This is a genomic window from Sideroxydans lithotrophicus ES-1 (genome assembly GCF_000025705.1).
Taxonomy (GTDB): Bacteria; Pseudomonadota; Gammaproteobacteria; order Burkholderiales; family Gallionellaceae; genus Sideroxyarcus; species Sideroxyarcus lithotrophicus.
Genome location: NC_013959.1, coordinates 1,863,503 through 1,880,342, shown reverse-complemented (window position 1 = coordinate 1,880,342; position 16,840 = coordinate 1,863,503). Strand labels below are relative to the sequence as shown.

Below are 16,840 nucleotides of genomic sequence, written 5' to 3'. Positions count from 1 at the left end.
TTCGTCATGACCAAACAAGTCCAGGAAGCCTACATCGTCGCCGCCACACGCACGCCGGTCGGCAAGGCGCCGCGCGGCATGTTCCGCAACACTCGCCCCGACGATATGCTGGCGCATGTGTTGAAGAGTGTGCTGGCGCAGGCGCCGTCGCTCGATCCGGCTAGTGTGGGAGATGTGATCGTCGGCTGTGCGATGCCGGAGGCGGAGCAGGGCATGAACGTGGCGCGCATCGCGCTGCTGCTGGCGGGGTTGCCGGACACGGTGCCGGGCCTGACGGTGAACCGTTTCTGTTCATCCGGCTTGCAGGCCGTGGCCTTGGCAGCCGATCGCATCCGTCTCGGCGAGGCGGAGGTGATGATCGCCGCGGGTGCGGAGAGCATGAGCATGGTACCGATGATGGGCAACAAGATCGCGTTCAACCCGGCCATCTTCGAGAACAGCGAGCACTACGGCATCGCCTACGGCATGGGCATCACGGCGGAGAAGGTGGCCGAGCGCTGGAAGGTCTCGCGCGAGGCGCAGGATGCGTTCGCGCTGCAGAGCCACCTGCGCGCCATCGCGGCGATCAACAATGGCGAATTCGAGGACGAGATCACGCCGTATCGCATCACCGAGCACATGCCGGACATGCATAGCCGCGAGGTGAAGACGAAGGCACGCGATGTGGCGCAGGACGAAGGTCCGCGCGCCGACACCTCGCTGGAAGCGCTTGGCAAGCTGAAGACGGTGTTCATGCAGAAAGGCTCGGTGACGGCGGGCAACAGTTCGCAGATGTCGGACGGAGCCGGGGCGGTATTGCTTTGCAGCGAGACGGCATTGAAGCGCTACAACCTCACGCCCATCGGCAAGTTCCTCGGCTTCAGCGTGGCGGGCGTGCCGCCCGAGATCATGGGCATCGGCCCGAAAGAGGCCATTCCGCGCGTGTTGAAGCAGGTCGGGCTGAGCCTGGGCGACATGGGCTGGATCGAACTCAACGAGGCCTTCGCCGCTCAATCGCTGGCGGTGATCAACGATGTCGGCCTCGATCCCGAGATCGTCAATCCGCTCGGCGGCGCGATTGCGTTGGGCCACCCGCTCGGTGCGACCGGGGCGATCCGCACCGCGACGCTGATGCATGGCCTGCGCCGGCGCAAGCAGAAATACGGCATGGTGACGATGTGCATAGGGACCGGCATGGGTGCGGCCGGCATATTCGAATCGCTGTAGAACTACTGCGCGCCTTGCCCTGCCGACGCTCGCGACGTTTTTCAACTCGTTTCAATTTGAAAGTGCGGGATATGAAAAGAATATTGCTGATGTTGACTGGCCTGTTGCTGTGCGGCAGTGTCGGTGCCATGGAAGTGGCAGGCGTGAATCTGCCGGACAGCGTGCAAGTCGATGCACATACGCTGGTATTGAACGGTGCCGGTATCCGTAGCAAATGGTTCTTCAAGGTCTATGTGGGCGCGCTGTATCTGCCGCAGAGACAATCTTCGGCAGAGGCGATCATCGCGTACGAGCATGAGCATCGCATGGTGCTGCATATGCTGCGCGGCCTTAGCAGTAAGAGATTGTATGGCGCATTCAGCGAGGCGATGGAATTGAACCGGACACCTGCCGAGATGGCGGCGATGGATGCGCAGCTGAAACAGATGAAGCAGATATTCGACGCGGTGGACGAAGTGAAGGAGGGCGATGTCATCACGCTCGACTATCTGCCCGATAGCGGCACCAGGATAGGTGTGAACGGTACGGCGCGCGGCACGATTGCCGGGATGGAGTTCAATCGCGCGCTGCTCGAGATCTGGCTGGGCAGGAAGCCGGTGCAGGAAGACATGAAGAAGGGGTTGCTGGGTGGCTGATCCGGTCAATGAGGGGGCAAGGGAACACTTCGATGTGGACCAGGATTTCATCACCTATCTGAATGGTGAGTGCCTCGAGTGGGCGTGGATGGACTATGAGTCGCTGCAACGCACACTGAAGGCTCAGGGGGAGCCCTTGCACAGTATGGTGGTGGAACAACGGCCAGGGCTGTTTGCGGCGGCCCCTGTCTTCATCAGCGAATTGCAGTTGCGACAGATGCGCGAGGTGATCGCCGCAGTGGAAGAGGTGGCTGGAAAACCTGAGCCACACAGTCCTCTTGGTGTGTTCTACGGCTACGATTTCCACCTCAATGAGCAGGGCGCGCACCTGATCGAGATCAATACCAATGCGGGCGGCGCTTTCCTGAACGCATTGCTGATCGACAGTCAGCGCGGCCTCTTCCTGTATGGTTCCGCTGTGTTCGAGTATCGCCTTGAACATATCTTCATCGAGATGTTCCGCAATGAATGGAAGCTGGCACACGGGGATACACCACTCAAAGTCGTCGCCATTCTGGATGAGAAGCCCGAAACGCAATATCTCTACCCTGAATTCCTGTTGGCAAAACAGATGTTCGAGAGAGCCGGCATCGCTGCGCACATCGCCGATCTTACGGAGCTGCAGGTTCGTGAAGATGGTTTGTATTGCGGTGGGGATCGCATCGACCTGGTATATAACCGTCTTACGGATTTTGATCTGCAGCAGTATCCGTCCATTCGTGCTGCATGGAAGAACAAGCAGATCGTGTTGACACCCAATCCGTCCCATTATCGGCACTACGCGGATAAACGCAGACTGGTCCTGTTCTCGGATGCTGCCGCGTTGCGTGAACAAGGTGTATCCCAGACCAGCATCGATGCCCTCCTCAAGGGAGTTCCGCGAACCAGGCTGGTACAGGCCCAGGATGCAGAGCAATGGTGGGCCGAGCGCAAGGACTGGTTCTTCAAGCCGGTGAGCGGTTATGGCAGCAAGGGGACTTATCGCGGCGACAAGCTCACCAAGCGCGTGTTCGACGAGATCATGCAATCCGATTATGTTGCCCAGCGTCTGGCATTGCCGGGTGAACGCAAGGTGTGTGCAGAGAACAGCGAACCGCAAATGCTCAAATACGATGTGCGCTGTTACGTGTATGACGGACATATCCAGCTCATCGCCGCGCGGCTCTATCAGGGGCAAACCACCAACTTCCGCACTCCCGGTGGGGGCTTTGCGCTCGTTCGGGCAGTGTGCTGATTATTAAAAGCTAATCATTCTCTTGCTGGGTATCTAGATAACTATCTAGATACCCAGGCATATTGCCGAATCGATGGCGTCGTCTCAATATGTTCATCTAGCCATTCAGCATTGATGGCCAAGCAGGGAGCAGGCGATGAGCACTTCGATTCCCAGTCTACATTCACTATGGTTCGGCCTGAACGATCTTCTCTTCCACATCGACGAGAAGAATCTGCGCGTGCGTGTCGAGCAACTGCGTACCAGGATGGTCGTCTATCTTTCACTTATATTGAGCCAGATCGTATTGCAGTTCCTGTTCGTTGTGCTGTTCTGGGGACACGCACCTCATCATTTGTTGCTGACCTGGCTTGCGCTTTTCTATGCACTGCATTCGGTAGAGATCGTCAAATGGGCATTGGACCGGGACAAGCTGAACACGTTGCAGGAGTGCAGGGTCTGGCACACCCATTTCACGGTCGTCTCGCTGGCCGCCGGGCTGATGTGGGGAGCCGCTGCAATAATTTTCTTCCCCGAAGGCATCGGTTATCAGAGCCTGCTGATCTGCGTGATGATCGGCCTGGTGGCGGGGGCGGTTGCCATGAATTCCGTGCATCTGCCGGCACTGTATGGTTATCTGTTTGGCATCATGATCCCGCTTATCATGAGGGTGGCATTCGAAAACGACATGCTGCACTGGATACTGGCTGGGATGCTCGGCGTGTATGCCGCGGTGATCGTGCATGAAGCGATAGGCTTGAACAGGACTTTCATGCTTTCGCTCGAGCAGCGCTTCGAGAACATCTCCTTGCTGCAGCAGTTGACCGCACAGAAAGCGGAGACCGAACAGGCCAGGAATCAGCTGGAACGAGCCAATGCTATCCTGCAGAATAACGAACAGAAGCTGGCGCAGATGGTGCAGGAACGTACTGCCTTGCTGCAGCAGAGAACTGACGAGATCGTGGCGATCAAAGACACGACCATTCTTGCACTCACTTCTTTGGCCGGTACGCGGGACAACGAAACGGGCAACCATATCCGGCGCACACAGCACTATGTTCGCACCCTTGCAGTGAAGCTGAGGGACAATCCGCGTTTCAGGGACTTTCTGACGCCTGAAAACATCGAGATGCTGTACAAGATCGCACCTTTGCATGACATCGGCAAGGTCGGCATTCCCGATACCATCCTGCACAAGCCAGGCAAGCTGACGCAGGAAGAATTCGATATCATGAAAACGCACACCACGCTTGGCGGCAATGCGATATCCGGTGCGGAGAACATGACCAATGTCCGCAATAGCCCGTTCCTGAAAGCGGCCCGGCAGATCGCCATCGGGCATCACGAGAAATGGGATGGCAGCGGTTATCCGTTCGCCCTGCGCGAGGAGCATATTTCCATTCCGGCACGGCTGATGGCCCTGGCGGATGTCTATGATGCGATGTCATCCCGGCGCATATACAAGTCTGCCATGGGGCACGATGAAGTGGCAGAATTCATCGTCGACGGGAAGTGGAAACACTTCGATCCCGATGTGGTCGATGCATTCGTGGCCGCCTTGACCGAGTTCAAGGAGATCGCGCTCAGGTACCGCGATGACGACGCCTCCGTCTGGAAAGTGGCTGCATAGGATCGCTTTCGGAACATCGTTCCGCGTCTCAGTCGTTACGAATCACCACCGGGATGCGCCGCCTGCCATGCTGGCCCCCGAATTTACCGAAGTGTCCTGCAAGCCTTGTCCCGCAATGCGGGCATGTTCCGTCTTCAGTCACTGCATAATCCCGGATCTCGTGCCAGTCGCGCACGATGAGCGGTTTCCGGCAGCTTGTGCAAAATGTGGTACCTCCGGAAAGGTCATGCACATTGCCGGTATAGACGTGCTGCAACCCTGCGGAATGAGCGATCTGCCTTGCTTCGGTCAGCTTGTTGGCAGGTGTGGGCGGAATATTGGTCATCTTGTAATCGGGGTGGAAGGCGGTGAAGTGCAGCGGCACATCCATCCCCAGTTCTCTTGCGATCCACTCGCTCATCTGGCCGATCTCATGCGCGCTGTCGTTGTAGCCGGGTATCAATAGCGTGGTCAGCTCGACCCATACCGGTGTTTCCTGACGCAGGTATTTCAATGTGTCCAGCACGGGTTGCAGATGCGAACCCGTCTGCCTGACATAGAACTCGTCGGTGAACGCCTTCAGGTCTACGTTGGCTGCATCCATCCTGGCATAGAACTCGCGGCGCGGTTGGTCGTGCATATAACCTGCCGTGACCGCCACGGTCTTGACGCCAAGTTCGTGACACTCATCGGCCACATCCATCGCATATTCGGCGAAGATCACCGGGTCGTTGTAAGTGAAGGCTACACTCTGGCAGCCGGTGTCGGATGCGGTGCGGGCGATCGCTCCCGGCGTGGCGAGGTCGGCGAGCTTGTCGAAGCTGCGCGACTTGGAGATGTCCCAGTTCTGGCAGAATTTGCAGGCAAGATTGCAGCCGGCCGTGCCGAATGAAAGGATGCTGCTGCCGGGATAGAAATGGTTGAGCGGTTTCTTCTCGATGGGGTCGACGCAGAAACCCGAACTGCGCCCATATGTGGTCAGCACCATCATGTCGTCGATGCGACCGCGCACGAAACATGCACCGCGCTGCCCTTCGTGCAATTTGCAATCGCGCGGGCACAGGTCGCACTGGATACGGCCATCATCCAGCATGTGCCAATACCTGGCAGGGTAACGTTCAGTGATGCCGATGGGTTCATCCATTTCGGCCAGCCTCGGCAAGATCCAGCTCGCGCCATTTGCTTACGGTATAGCGCGCCAATCTGATCTCCTCTGCCCAGAAACTGTCGGGCAGCCCGGCTTTGCGCTTCAGTTGTGCCATGAAGCGATGCGGTTGCGGCAGTTGTTCCCAGACCTGGGGCAGGAATGTGCTGCGGTAGCGCCCGTATTCAAGAACGATGCCATCAATGCCTGGGCGGAGCTGCGACAGCGCGTCGTGCTCATCGCGGAACTCCATCGCTTCTGCGGGCGACAACAAGGATACCTCGCATTCGGTCGCCTCCAGTTCGTGCTTGGCTAGCGGCAGGAAGCGCGGATCGCGGAAGGCTGCTGCGAGCGCATTCTGGCGGACATCTTCGGCAAGCGGGCGGTGAGCCTGCAGTGTGCCGATGCAACCGCGCAATTCGCCACCCTGTGTCAGCGTGACGAACGTTGCGCCCCATTCGTTCAACCATTCATCATGCGGAGTCGACGCAGAGCCGATGCCCATAGCTTCGGCGATACTGCTGCGCGCAATGCCGAGCAGAACTTTTCCGCGGTCTTGTCCAATATCCTTTTTATCGACCTGATCGATCACGTCACTCTCCTGCGCTAAAGGCTATGGATGTATAGCCCACTACATTATTCTTAGACCCCGCAGTATCACCGGAGTTTCGAAGGTCAAGCAGATGCGGCTTGAGCTGGTGCTTGCGGGCAACGATGATCAGGCCGCTGATCGGGGTGCCGCCGCAAGCCTCTTCGTGCGCGATGGGTTGTTTCAACTCGAGGATGTTCCGGATGGTTCTGCCATCGACGGATTGCGCGGCAGCATAGGGCAGGTAATGCGACAGATCCGAACTGATGACGATCAGTGTTTCCTCGCCGCCCCATGCCAGTTCGAGCACTTCGGCAACTTCCTCGGCTGTCGCCATGCCTACCGCCAGCGGTAACAGGGTGAAATCGTTCAGCACGCTTTGCAGGAAGGGCAGTTGTACCTCCAGCGAGTGTTCCTGGGCATGGGCTGCAGCGCTGACGGTCACTTGAGGCAGAGATGAGATGATGCGCATCAATTCGGTATCCAGCATCACGCGCCCCAATGGCGTATCGAACGCTTCCACATCCGGCAAGGCCAATCCGCGCACAGCGACGCGATGGGTCGGACCGAGCAGCACGACACGGCGGATGCGGGCCGAGATGCTCTTCAGGGTGGCATAAGCGCTTGCCGCGATCGCACCGGAATAGACATAACCTGCATGCGGCACGATCAGCGCTTTGGGAATCAATGTCCGCGGTTGTGCCTCGGTCAGGAATTCCAGTATTTCATGTGAAAGTTCTCCGGGCTCAGCCGGGTAGAACATTCCAGCTACGGCGGGTGGACGAACGGCAAGCATAGCTACCTCCATGTTGTATTAATCACAATATGGCGACTGAATTGGATGAATCAAGTCCTTGTTTAGCCAGAGGCTTGGATTATTCTTTACGGGTTCCGTGACTTTAGTCACTGAAATTGGAAAGTCATAAGAGTAGTATCCGTCTTGCTCCTGTAACGGGATGGTATGGGAGCGTTCCTTGAGATACTCAAAGAACTTCCTCTGGCCATCCTGATCTATTTGGAGGGCATTATGAACAAGAAAGTCACCTTGTTGAGCTTGTCTGTTGTTGCTTTATTGTCTGGTGGCGTCGCTATGGCCGAAGACCAGACTCAAACCAGAGATCAGACCCGGGATCGGGTTCAAGATCAGACTCGGGATCGAGTTCAAGATCAGACCCGGGATCGGGTGCAGGATCAGACTCAGGACCGGACCCAGACTAAGGAGCGAACACGGCAAACAACCGGCAGGGAGTTGATGACTCCTGAAGAGCGCCAGCAGCAACGCGCGAAGATGCGCCGTTCAGAAACCAGAAAAGAGCGTGAGAAGGTTCGTGCCGAGCACCACGAAGAGATGAAAGAGCGCGCCAAGGAACAAGGCAAGACGATTCCCGCCAACCCGCCAGCAGGAGGCATGGGTGGAGGCATGGGCGGCGGAATGGGTGGGGGCATGGGCGGCGGACAACGCTAACCCGATATGCTGCATGAAAATGGCCCGCAACTCGCGGGCCATTTTTTTTGGCCAGGACAATACCGGTCGCCTATTTCAATAAGTGCTTAACCAGTTCGCGCTCGCCCAGCAGTTCATTGTAGCTATCCATCATGTGCTTGTGCCCAAGTTCACTGATGGGCAGGTCCTTCACGATCTGGTAATGGCCGTTGCGGCAAATGACGGGGAAACCGTACAGCACGCCTTCCGGTATGCCGTAACTGCCATCGGATGGAACGCTCATGGTGACCCAGTCATTATGGTGTGAATGCAGCAGCCAGTCGTGAATATGGCCGATGGCTGCATTGGCTGCGCTCGCTGCGCTCGAAAGGCCGCGGGCTTCAATGACCGCGGCGCCGCGTTTTTGCACCGTGGGAATGAATTCCTTTTCGCTCCAGTCTTCCCAGCCGTTCTGGCGCAGGATCTCGATCACCTTGCGCCCGCGAACTTCGGCATGCGAGAGGTCGGGATACTGCGTGCCGGAATGGTTGCCCCAGATGACCATCTTCTTGATGTCCTGGATCGGCTGGAACAATTTCAGCGCGATCTGGGTGATGGCGCGGTTGTGGTCGAGCCGCATCATTGCGCTGAAATTGTGGGGGTCGAGGTCGGAGGCGTTCTTCATGGCGATGAGCGCGTTGGTATTGGCCGGGTTGCCGACCACCAGGACCTTCACATGACGTGCTGCGACCTCGTTGAGGATGCGTCCCTGTTCGGAGAAGATGGCACCGTTGGCTTCCAGCAGATCCTTGCGCTCCATGCCCTTGCTGCGCGGCTTGGCGCCTACCATGAGCACCACTTCGGCATCGCGGAAGGCCACGCGCGCATCGTCGGTGGTGACGATCTGTTGCAGCATCGGGAATGCGCAGTCTTCCAGTTCCATCGCTACGCCGCGCAGAGCCTGCTGTGCCGGCGTGATGTCCAGCAACTGCAGGATGATGGGCTGTTCCCGCCCCAGCATGTCACCATTGGCGATGCGGAACAGCAAGTTGTAACCGATTTGTCCTGCAGCACCGGTGACTGCAATGCGGATGGGAGCTTTCATGATGTCCTCGCCTGGATATATGAAAATTTATTATATGTCCGGAATCGGAAATCGATTATTAAATATTCAGGATCGGATTATAAATATTTCAATGCCACCAAGGTCTTTATCGCCTATGTGCTTTTCACTCGCCTGGTGTAGGTGTAGCATCCAAGCATTCGATTTTGGTTGCGGAAAAATAGAAATGAATAAAAAACGCCCCAAGCATCTGGCCTTGCACAAGATCAAATTACCCCTACCCGGTTACGTTTCCATCCTGCACCGCGTCAGTGGTGCAGTGCTGTTCCTTTCCCTGCCTTTGTTGCTGATGTTGCTCGACCAAAGCCTGCGTTCCATCGAAACTTACACCAACCTGACCGAGTACCTGTCCAATCCGGTCTTGAAACTGGTGTTATTCGGTTTGATGTGGGCTTTCCTGCATCACTTTTGTGCCGGGTTGCGCTATCTGGCTATCGATCTGCATCTGCTGCCGAGTCTTGCCGCAGCACGCGCCAGCAGCATGTGGGTGATGGCGGTCAGCCTGACTTTGACTGTGCTGTTCGGGGTGGAGCTATGGTGAATCGTATCGTGACCGGTGCGCACTACGGACTGCGCGACTGGCTGGCACAGCGCGTCACTGCTGCAGTGATGGCTGTCTATAGCCTGGTTGTCGTGGTTTATCTGTTGATGCAGCCTTCCCTGGGCTATGACACCTGGATCGATCTTTTCTCGGGCAACATCATGCGCACCTTCTCGATGCTGTTCCTGTTGAGTCTGTTCTATCACGCGTGGATCGGCGTGCGCGATATCGTGATGGATTATGTGAAGCCGGCGGGCATTCGCTTGTCGATCCATGTGCTGGTCATACTTGCGCTGGTGCTGTATACGATCTGGTCGTTGCAGATTCTCTGGGGGCTTTGATGGCATTGGCGAAAAGAACATTCGATGTGGTTGTGGTGGGTGCGGGTGGGGCGGGGATGCGCGCTGCGCTGACGTTGTCGCATGCGGGACTCAAGGTTGCGGTGCTGTCCAAGGTGTTCCCGACACGTTCGCATACCGTGGCTGCTCAAGGCGGCATCGCCGCCTCGCTGGGTAACGTCAACGAAGACAACTGGCACTGGCATATGTACGACACGGTGAAAGGTTCGGATTACCTGGGTGACCAGGATGCCATCGAGTACATGTGCCGTGCCGCGCCGGAAGTGGTATATGAACTGGAACACTTCGGCATGCCGTTCGACCGGCTGGACAGCGGCAAGATATACCAGCGGCCTTTCGGCGGACACATGCAGGAATACGGCAAGAACCCGGTGCCGCGTGCCTGTGCGGCAGCCGACCGCACCGGTCACGCGCTGCTGCACACTTTGTACCAGCAGAATGTGAAAGCCAACACGAATTTCTTCGTCGAATGGATGGCGCTCGACCTGATCCGCGACCAGGACGGCGACGTACTGGGCGTGGTGGCGATGGAGATCGAGACTTCCGAAGTGATGATCCTGCAGGCGCGTGCCACATTGTTTGCGACCGGGGGCGCGGGGCGCATATTCTCTGCGAGCACCAATGCCTATATCAATACGGGTGACGGCCTCGGCATGGCCGCGCGTGCCGGCATTCCGCTGGAAGACATGGAGTTCTTCCAGTTCCACCCGACCGGGGTGCATGGCTCGGGCGTGTTGATCACCGAAGGCGTGCGCGGCGAAGGGGGCTACCTGGTGAACAAGGATGGCGAACGCTTCATGCCGCGTTACGCGCCAACCGCCAAGGATCTGGCCAGCCGCGATGTGGTGTCGCGCGCGATGGCGACCGAGATCAAGGAAGGGCGCGGTTGTGGACCGCACGGCGATCATGTCATGCTCAAACTGGATCATCTGGGCGATGAGGTGATCCGTCACCGTCTGCCGGGCATACGTGACATCGCGCTCAAGTTTGCGCATGTCGATCCCGCCAAGGCGCCCATCCCGGTGGTGCCGACCGCGCATTACATGATGGGTGGCATCCCGACCAACTATCACGGGCAGGTCGTTGCTCCGCACGGGACTGCGCCGGAAGATGTGGTACAGGGTTTTTATGCCGTCGGCGAATGCGCTTGTGTATCGGTGCACGGTGCAAATCGGCTGGGCTGCAACTCGCTGCTCGACCTGATCGTGTTCGGGCGTTCGGCTGCGCGCCAGATCATCGAGGACTTGAAGAACAATCCCAACCCCAAACCGTTGCCCGCCGATGCGGCAGATCGTCCATTGGCCCGTCTGGCCCGTCTGGAGAACCAGAAAGATGGCGAGCGGGTCGCGGAAGTAGGCGATGCAATGCGCCGGACCATGCAGACGCATTGCGGCGTGTTCCGTTTCCCCGATCTGTTGACCGAAGGCGTGGCCAATATCCGCGAAGTGGCGGAACGGGTGCGTCATACCGAGATCAAAGACAAGAGCAAAGTGTTCAACACTGCGCGTGTCGAGGCGCTGGAACTGGATAATCTGATCGAAGTGGCTCAGGCAACGATGACTGCCGCAGAGGCTCGCAAAGAGAGCCGTGGCGCGCATGCGCGCGAAGATTATCCTGAGCGGGATGACAAGAGCTGGCTGAAACATTCCCTGTACTACAGCGAAGGCCATCGGCTCGATTACAAACCGGTGCGGTTGAAACCCCTGACGGTGGAGTCGTTCCCGCTCAAGGCTCGAGTGTATTGAGGAGGCGGCAATGAAATTCCGTATCTACCGCTACAATCCCGACACTGACAACTCGCCTTACATGCAGGACTACGACCTGGGCATGGATGCGGGCGATGCCATGCTGCTTGATGCGCTGATGCAATTGAAGGAGCAGGATGATACGCTCAGCTTCCGCAAGTCCTGCCGCGAGGGTGTGTGCGGGTCGGATGCGATGAACATCAACGGGCGCAACGGTTTGGCCTGCATCACGTCGCTGTCCTCGCTCAAGCAACCGATCGAGATCCGTCCGTTGCCCGGGCTGCCGGTCATCCGCGACCTGATCGTGGACATGTCCCAGTTCTTCAAGCAGTATCATTCGATCAAACCGTATCTGGTGAACAACGATCCGCCGCCGGAGACGGAGCGCCTGCAATCGCCGAAGGACCGGCTGGAGCTGGACGGTCTGTATGAATGCATCCTGTGCGGTTGCTGCACGACGGCCTGTCCGTCGTTCTGGTGGAATCCGGACAAATTCGTTGGCCCGGCCGGGCTGTTGCAGGCTTACCGGTTCATCGCCGATACGCGGGATCAGGACACCGCGGCGCGTCTGGATAACCTGGAAGACCCGTATCGCCTGTTCCGCTGCCATACCATCATGAACTGTGTGGATGTATGCCCGAAAGAACTGAACCCGACGGAAGCGATCGGCAAGATCAAGGATATGATGGTGAAACGGGCCGTATGAGGAAACAGGATACGGGAAACGGGATACGGGAAGGGCGGCAGGAAGGGGCGCGAGCATCCCTGACGCCTGTGTCCCGTATCCTGGATCCTGAGGCGGAACGCCGCCTGCTTTGGCGCTGCCGGCGAGGGCTGCTGGAACTGGATATCGTGCTGGGACGTTTCATCGAGAGGTACTATCCGACGATGGACGACGGACAGCGTGTGGCCTTCGATGAGTTGCTGGATCTGCCCGACACCGAGCTTTGGGATCTGATCACGGGCAAGACTGGGCTGACGCATGCACATCAAGGCGTGGTACTGGAATGGTTGAAAGATGTTTGAACGAAACGAGGGTTGAAAATGGAAAGCAAACGTATCGCAACACTGACTCTGGATGATGGCCGCAGCGTCGAGTTCCCTATCCTGTCGGGAACGCTGGGCCCGGATGTGATCGATATCCGTGCCTTGAGCAAATTGGGCGTCTTCACATACGATCCTGCCTTTTTCTCCACCTCCAGCTGTACCTCGCAGATCACCTTCATCGATGGCGATGCTGGCCTGCTTTACTACCGCGGTTATCCTATCGAACAGCTGGCTGATAAATCGGACTTTCTGGAAGTCTGCTATCTGTTGCTCAAGGGAGAATTGCCGAACAAGGCGCAAAAGGACGAGTTCAAGAGCGTCATCACGCGTCATACCATGGTGCATGACCAGTTGGCGCGTTTCTACAATGGCTTCCGCCGCGACGCGCATCCAATGGCGGTGATGGTCGGCGTGGTCGGCGCACTTTCGGCTTTCTACCACGATTCGCTGGACGTCAATAACCCGCAGAACCGCGAGATATCGGCTCATCGCCTGCTGGCCAAGGTGCCGACCATCGCCGCGATGGCGTACAAGTACAACATCGGCGAGACCTTCATGCATCCCCGCAACAAGTTCAGCTATGTGGAGAACTTCATGTACATGATGTTCGCTACTCCAGCCGAGGAATATGTGCCCAACCCGGTTCTGGTGCGTGCGCTGGAACGCATCTTCATCCTGCATGCCGACCACGAACAGAACGCCTCCACCTCGACTGTGCGCCTGGCAGGCTCGAGCGGCGCCAATCCGTTCGCCTGCATCGCCTCTGGCATCGCGGCCCTGTGGGGGCCGGCACACGGCGGCGCGAACGAGGCAGCCTTGAAGATGCTCGAGGAGATAGGCGATGTGTCGCGCGTCGCCGATTATGTGCAAGGTGTCAAGGACAAGAAGTACAAGCTGATGGGGTTCGGCCACCGCGTCTACAAGAACATGGATCCGCGGGCCTCGGTGATGCGCCAGACCTGTTACGAAGTGCTGAAGGAACTGAATCTGGAGAACGACAAATTGTTCCAGCTGGCGATGGAACTGGAGAAGACCGCCCTGAACGACTCGTATTTCATCGAGCGCAAACTGTATCCGAACGTGGACTTCTACTCCGGCATCGTGCTGCGCGCGATCGGTATACCAACCAACATGTTCACCGTGATCTTCGCTGTGGCGCGCACAATCGGCTGGGTATCGCAATGGAACGAAATGGTGGGAGATGCAGAACAGAAGATCGGCCGTCCGCGCCAGCTTTATCGCGGCGCGACGCGGCGTGATTTTGTTCCGTTGGCCAAACGCTGAATTAAGCGAGGTGTGACATGAATGCACCGGGAAATGATTATCTGCAAATGATGCAGAACACGTCGTTGCTTTCTGGCGGCAACAACGCCTTTGTCGAGAGCCTGTATGAAGACTATCTGAACGATGCATCTGCGGTCCCTGCAGAATGGCGCGCCTATTTCGACAAACTGCAAGCTCCAAACGCACCGCATGATGTGGCGCATGGCCCGATCCAGCGTGGCTTCCTGCAATTGGGTAAACGCCAGGCGGAGACGCCGGTGCATGCCGACGAGACGCGCAAGCAAGCCGCGGTATTGCAACTCATCAATGCCCATCGTTTCCTCGGCGTGCGCAACGCCGATCTCGATCCGTTGCAGCGCCATGCCAAGCCCGAAGTGGCCGAACTGAATCCATCCTATTACGGCCTGAGCGAAGCTGATATGGACGCCACCTTTTTCACCGGATCCCTGGTCGGTGGCGCGCGCATGACCTTGCGCGAAATATTGCAGCGCCTGCGCCGTATCTACTGCAGCAGTGTCGGTGCCGAGTACATGTACATCAGCAGCGTGCCCAAGAAACGCTGGATACAGGCGCGCCTGGAAGGCCCCGCCGGCGAGCTGAATTATTCCGGAGAGGTCAGGAAGCGTGTGCTGGAGCGGCTGACTGCGGCAGAAGGGCTGGAACGTTACCTGCACACCAAATATGTGGGGCAGAAGCGCTTTTCGCTGGAAGGCGGCGATACCCTGATCCCCTTGCTCGATCATCTGTTGCAGCGTGCCGGGGCTCAGGGCGTCAAGGAGTCCGTGATCGGCATGGCGCATCGCGGGCGCCTGAACGTGCTGGTCAACACGCTGGGAAAACTGCCCAAGGACCTGTTTGCCGAGTTCGAGGGCATCCATACCGAGCATCTGGCTTCCGGCGACGTGAAATACCACCAGGGCTTCTCTTCGGATATAGCCACGCCCGGCGGCCCCATGCACCTTACGCTGGCCTTCAATCCCTCGCATCTGGAGATCGTCAATCCGGTGGTGGAGGGGTCGGTGCGCGCACGGCAGCATCGCCGTCTGGATCTGAAAGGCAAACAGGTGTTGCCGATCCTGCTGCACGGCGATGCCGCATTCGCCGGGCAGGGCGTGAATCAGGAAACGTTCAACCTGTCACAAACGCGCGGTTACGGGACGGGCGGTACCGTGCACATCGTGATCAACAACCAGATCGGTTTTACCACCTCCGATCCGCGCGACACACGCTCGTCGCTGTATTGTACCGATGTGGCGAAGATGGTCGAAGCGCCGATATTCCATGTCAATGCCGATGATCCGGAAGCAGTGTTGCTGGTCACCGAGATCGCCCTCGACTACCGCATGCAGTTCGGCAAGGACGTGGTGGTGGACATGGTGTGTTTCCGCAAGCTGGGACACAACGAACAGGATGAACCGCTGGTCACCCAACCGCTGATGTATCGGAAAGTCAATCAACATCCCGGTACCCGCGCCTTGTATGCCGGCCGGCTGGTCGAGCAGGGCGTATTGGCAGCCGGTGAACCGGATGCCATGGTGGTCGATTACCGCCGCGCCATGGATGAAGGTCGCAATCCCATCCAGCCGGTGTTGACCGGATTCAAGGAAGAATTCGCGGTGAGCTGGTCAAAATTCAAGGGAGGGGTCTCGTGGCAGACGCCTGCCGTGACCAGTCTGTCGCGCGAACGTTTGCAGCAGCTGGCAGAGCGTCTGGTCAAACTGCCGGAGAATTTCAAACTGCACTCGCGCGTGGAAAAGATCATTGCCGACCGCATCGCGATGGGCAAGGGAGAGCTGGCGCTGGATTGGGGGATGGCCGAGAATCTGGCTTACGCAAGTCTGGTGTCGGAGGGTTATCCGGTGCGACTTTCCGGAGAGGACTGCGGACGCGGTACTTTCTTCCATCGCCACGCTGTGTTGCATGACCAGAACCGCGTGCAGTGGGACAAGGATTCGTTCATACCCCTGCAGCACATTGCGCAGGATCAGGCCGACTTCATCGTGATCGACTCGATCTTGTCGGAAGAGGCCGTGCTGGGCTTCGAATACGGTTACGCCACTGCCGAGCCGAACACGCTGACCGTCTGGGAAGCGCAGTTCGGCGATTTCGCCAATGGCGCGCAAGTCGTCATCGACCAGTTCATCGCTTCCGGCGAAGCCAAGTGGGGCAGGTTGTGCGGACTGACCATGCTGTTGCCGCACGGTTACGAGGGACAGGGGCCGGAGCACTCGTCCGGCCGCATCGAACGCTATCTGCAACTCTGTGCCGACTACAACATACAGGTGTGCATCCCGTCCACTGCTGCGCAGATATTCCATCTGTTGCGCCGCCAGATGGTGCGCCCCTATCGCAAGCCGCTGATCGTGTTCACTCCCAAGAGCCTGCTGCGCAGCAAGGATGCGGCGTCGCCGCTGAAATGGTTTTCGGAGGGCACGTTCCAGACCGTGATGCCGGAAGCCGATACGCTGGATGCAGCAAAGGTCAAGCGCATCATCGCATGCAGCGGCAAGGTGTATTTCGACCTCATCAAGCACCGCCGCGAAAAGGGCATCGAGAATATGGCCATCATCCGGTTAGAGCAGCTCTATCCTTTCCCGCACGACGAATTCACGGCACAGGTCGCAGCCTATCCAAATGCGACAGAGGTGGTGTGGTGCCAGGAGGAGCCCGGCAACCAGGGGGCATGGCATCGCGTCCAGCATTACCTGTTGCGCCATATGCGCACCGGTATGCGTCTTGATTATGCATTGCGTCCCTCTTCTGCTTCGCCCGCAGCCGGGTATCTGGCCACGCATAACGAGCAGCAGAAGGAAGTGATCGAGGCCGCCTTCCGTCCGGATCTGGATGTGAAGAACAATCCCCTGGACAGACACCATGAGTTGCGTTCGGTCGAATGAATGTCTGTCTGGACCAGATAACACG

The 16,840-nt window shown here is 57.9% G+C and carries 16 protein-coding genes; 12 read left to right on the top strand and 4 right to left on the bottom strand.

Features of this window, described 5'->3' with window-relative positions:
• The first annotated feature begins 6 nt into the window (after positions 1-6).
• From SLIT_RS09260 to SLIT_RS16340, 4 genes are all read left to right on the top strand, one after another.
• Complete coding sequence (locus SLIT_RS09260; RefSeq protein WP_013029977.1) at positions 7-1,206, top strand: acetyl-CoA C-acyltransferase; 1,200 nt, start codon at positions 7-9, stop codon at positions 1,204-1,206.
• A gap of 71 nt (positions 1,207-1,277) precedes the next feature.
• Entirely contained in the window at positions 1,278-1,841 is a 564-nt protein-coding gene (locus SLIT_RS09255; RefSeq protein WP_013029976.1) for a chalcone isomerase family protein, read from the top strand.
• Complete coding sequence (locus tag SLIT_RS09250) at positions 1,834-3,075, top strand: ATP-grasp domain-containing protein (protein WP_013029975.1); 1,242 nt, start codon at positions 1,834-1,836, stop codon at positions 3,073-3,075. Before SLIT_RS09255 ends, SLIT_RS09250 begins: the two co-directional genes overlap by 8 nt.
• 136 nt (positions 3,076-3,211) lie before the next feature.
• Positions 3,212-4,684 (top strand): HD-GYP domain-containing protein, encoded by a 1,473-nt coding sequence (locus SLIT_RS16340; RefSeq protein ID WP_013029974.1) that lies wholly within the window; start codon positions 3,212-3,214, stop codon positions 4,682-4,684.
• Between the two features lie 28 nt (positions 4,685-4,712).
• On the opposite strand, the gene amrS is transcribed toward SLIT_RS16340, so the two are convergent.
• From amrS to amrB, 3 genes are read right to left on the bottom strand one after another with little or no spacing between them, the layout of a single operon-like run.
• Positions 4,713-5,807: an AmmeMemoRadiSam system radical SAM enzyme gene (amrS, locus tag SLIT_RS09240; RefSeq protein ID WP_013029973.1), complete on the bottom strand. Its 1,095-nt coding sequence runs from the start codon at positions 5,805-5,807 to the stop codon at positions 4,713-4,715.
• Positions 5,800-6,399, bottom strand: a complete 600-nt coding sequence (gene amrA / locus SLIT_RS09235) for an AmmeMemoRadiSam system protein A (protein ID WP_013029972.1) — start codon at positions 6,397-6,399, stop codon at positions 5,800-5,802. Before amrA ends, amrS begins: the two co-directional genes overlap by 8 nt.
• 1 nt (position 6,400) lies before the next feature.
• Positions 6,401-7,192, bottom strand: a complete 792-nt coding sequence (amrB, locus tag SLIT_RS09230; protein WP_013029971.1) for an AmmeMemoRadiSam system protein B — start codon at positions 7,190-7,192, stop codon at positions 6,401-6,403.
• Positions 7,193-7,357: 165 nt separating this feature from the next.
• Here amrB and SLIT_RS15645 point away from each other — a divergent pair, with 165 nt between their 5' ends.
• Positions 7,358-7,861 carry a hypothetical protein gene (locus SLIT_RS15645; protein WP_223293784.1) on the top strand — a complete coding sequence of 168 codons (504 nt, stop codon included), beginning with the start codon at positions 7,358-7,360 and terminating at the stop codon, positions 7,859-7,861.
• A 70-nt stretch (positions 7,862-7,931) separates the two neighbouring features.
• Here SLIT_RS15645 and SLIT_RS09220 read toward each other — a convergent pair whose 3' ends face one another.
• Positions 7,932-8,924, bottom strand: coding sequence for a malate dehydrogenase (locus SLIT_RS09220; protein WP_013029969.1), 993 nt, complete (start codon positions 8,922-8,924; stop codon positions 7,932-7,934).
• A 184-nt stretch (positions 8,925-9,108) separates the two neighbouring features.
• Between SLIT_RS09220 and sdhC the strand changes: the two genes are divergently transcribed.
• The 7 genes from sdhC to SLIT_RS09185 are packed head-to-tail and all read left to right on the top strand — an operon-like array spanning position 9,109 to position 16,815.
• Positions 9,109-9,483: a succinate dehydrogenase, cytochrome b556 subunit gene (sdhC, locus tag SLIT_RS09215; protein WP_013029968.1), complete on the top strand. Its 375-nt coding sequence runs from the start codon at positions 9,109-9,111 to the stop codon at positions 9,481-9,483.
• Positions 9,477-9,824: a succinate dehydrogenase, hydrophobic membrane anchor protein gene (sdhD, locus tag SLIT_RS09210; RefSeq protein WP_013029967.1), complete on the top strand. Its 348-nt coding sequence runs from the start codon at positions 9,477-9,479 to the stop codon at positions 9,822-9,824. Before sdhC ends, sdhD begins: the two co-directional genes overlap by 7 nt.
• The gene (gene sdhA, locus SLIT_RS09205) at positions 9,824-11,587 is read left to right on the top strand and encodes a succinate dehydrogenase flavoprotein subunit (protein ID WP_013029966.1); all 1,764 of its coding nucleotides are present in this window, start codon (positions 9,824-9,826) and stop codon (positions 11,585-11,587) included. The genes sdhD and sdhA overlap by 1 nt, the downstream gene beginning before the upstream one ends.
• A 10-nt stretch (positions 11,588-11,597) precedes the next feature.
• A complete protein-coding gene (locus SLIT_RS09200) occupies positions 11,598-12,293 on the top strand; it encodes a succinate dehydrogenase iron-sulfur subunit (RefSeq protein ID WP_013029965.1) in 696 nt (231 codons plus the stop codon).
• Entirely contained in the window at positions 12,290-12,613 is a 324-nt protein-coding gene (locus tag SLIT_RS09195) for an FAD assembly factor SdhE (RefSeq protein WP_013029964.1), read from the top strand. The genes SLIT_RS09200 and SLIT_RS09195 overlap by 4 nt, the downstream gene beginning before the upstream one ends.
• Positions 12,614-12,631: 18 nt before the next feature.
• Complete coding sequence (gene gltA / locus SLIT_RS09190) at positions 12,632-13,918, top strand: citrate synthase (RefSeq protein WP_013029963.1); 1,287 nt, start codon at positions 12,632-12,634, stop codon at positions 13,916-13,918.
• A 17-nt stretch (positions 13,919-13,935) separates the two neighbouring features.
• Positions 13,936-16,815 carry a 2-oxoglutarate dehydrogenase E1 component gene (locus SLIT_RS09185; RefSeq protein ID WP_013029962.1) on the top strand — a complete coding sequence of 960 codons (2,880 nt, stop codon included), beginning with the start codon at positions 13,936-13,938 and terminating at the stop codon, positions 16,813-16,815.
• Positions 16,816-16,840: the final 25 nt, after the last annotated feature.

What these genes read in the sequence shown, in the direction of transcription:
- SLIT_RS09260 (WP_013029977.1), top strand. Translation starts at nt 7, where the DNA reads ATGACCAAACAAGTCCAGGAAGCCTACATCGTCGCCGCCACACGCACG.
- amrB (WP_013029971.1), bottom strand. Translation starts at nt 7,192, where the DNA reads ATGCTTGCCGTTCGTCCACCCGCCGTAGCTGGAATGTTCTACCCGGCT.
- gltA (WP_013029963.1), top strand. Translation starts at nt 12,632, where the DNA reads ATGGAAAGCAAACGTATCGCAACACTGACTCTGGATGATGGCCGCAGC.
- sdhD (WP_013029967.1), top strand. Translation starts at nt 9,477, where the DNA reads ATGGTGAATCGTATCGTGACCGGTGCGCACTACGGACTGCGCGACTGG.
- SLIT_RS16340 (WP_013029974.1), top strand. Translation starts at nt 3,212, where the DNA reads ATGAGCACTTCGATTCCCAGTCTACATTCACTATGGTTCGGCCTGAAC.
- SLIT_RS09195 (WP_013029964.1), top strand. Translation starts at nt 12,290, where the DNA reads ATGAGGAAACAGGATACGGGAAACGGGATACGGGAAGGGCGGCAGGAA.
- sdhA (WP_013029966.1), top strand. Translation starts at nt 9,824, where the DNA reads ATGGCATTGGCGAAAAGAACATTCGATGTGGTTGTGGTGGGTGCGGGT.
- SLIT_RS09200 (WP_013029965.1), top strand. Translation starts at nt 11,598, where the DNA reads ATGAAATTCCGTATCTACCGCTACAATCCCGACACTGACAACTCGCCT.
- sdhC (WP_013029968.1), top strand. Translation starts at nt 9,109, where the DNA reads ATGAATAAAAAACGCCCCAAGCATCTGGCCTTGCACAAGATCAAATTA.
- SLIT_RS15645 (WP_223293784.1), top strand. Translation starts at nt 7,358, where the DNA reads ATGGGAGCGTTCCTTGAGATACTCAAAGAACTTCCTCTGGCCATCCTG.
- SLIT_RS09255 (WP_013029976.1), top strand. Translation starts at nt 1,278, where the DNA reads ATGAAAAGAATATTGCTGATGTTGACTGGCCTGTTGCTGTGCGGCAGT.
- amrS (WP_013029973.1), bottom strand. Translation starts at nt 5,807, where the DNA reads ATGGATGAACCCATCGGCATCACTGAACGTTACCCTGCCAGGTATTGG.
- SLIT_RS09185 (WP_013029962.1), top strand. Translation starts at nt 13,936, where the DNA reads ATGAATGCACCGGGAAATGATTATCTGCAAATGATGCAGAACACGTCG.
- SLIT_RS09220 (WP_013029969.1), bottom strand. Translation starts at nt 8,924, where the DNA reads ATGAAAGCTCCCATCCGCATTGCAGTCACCGGTGCTGCAGGACAAATC.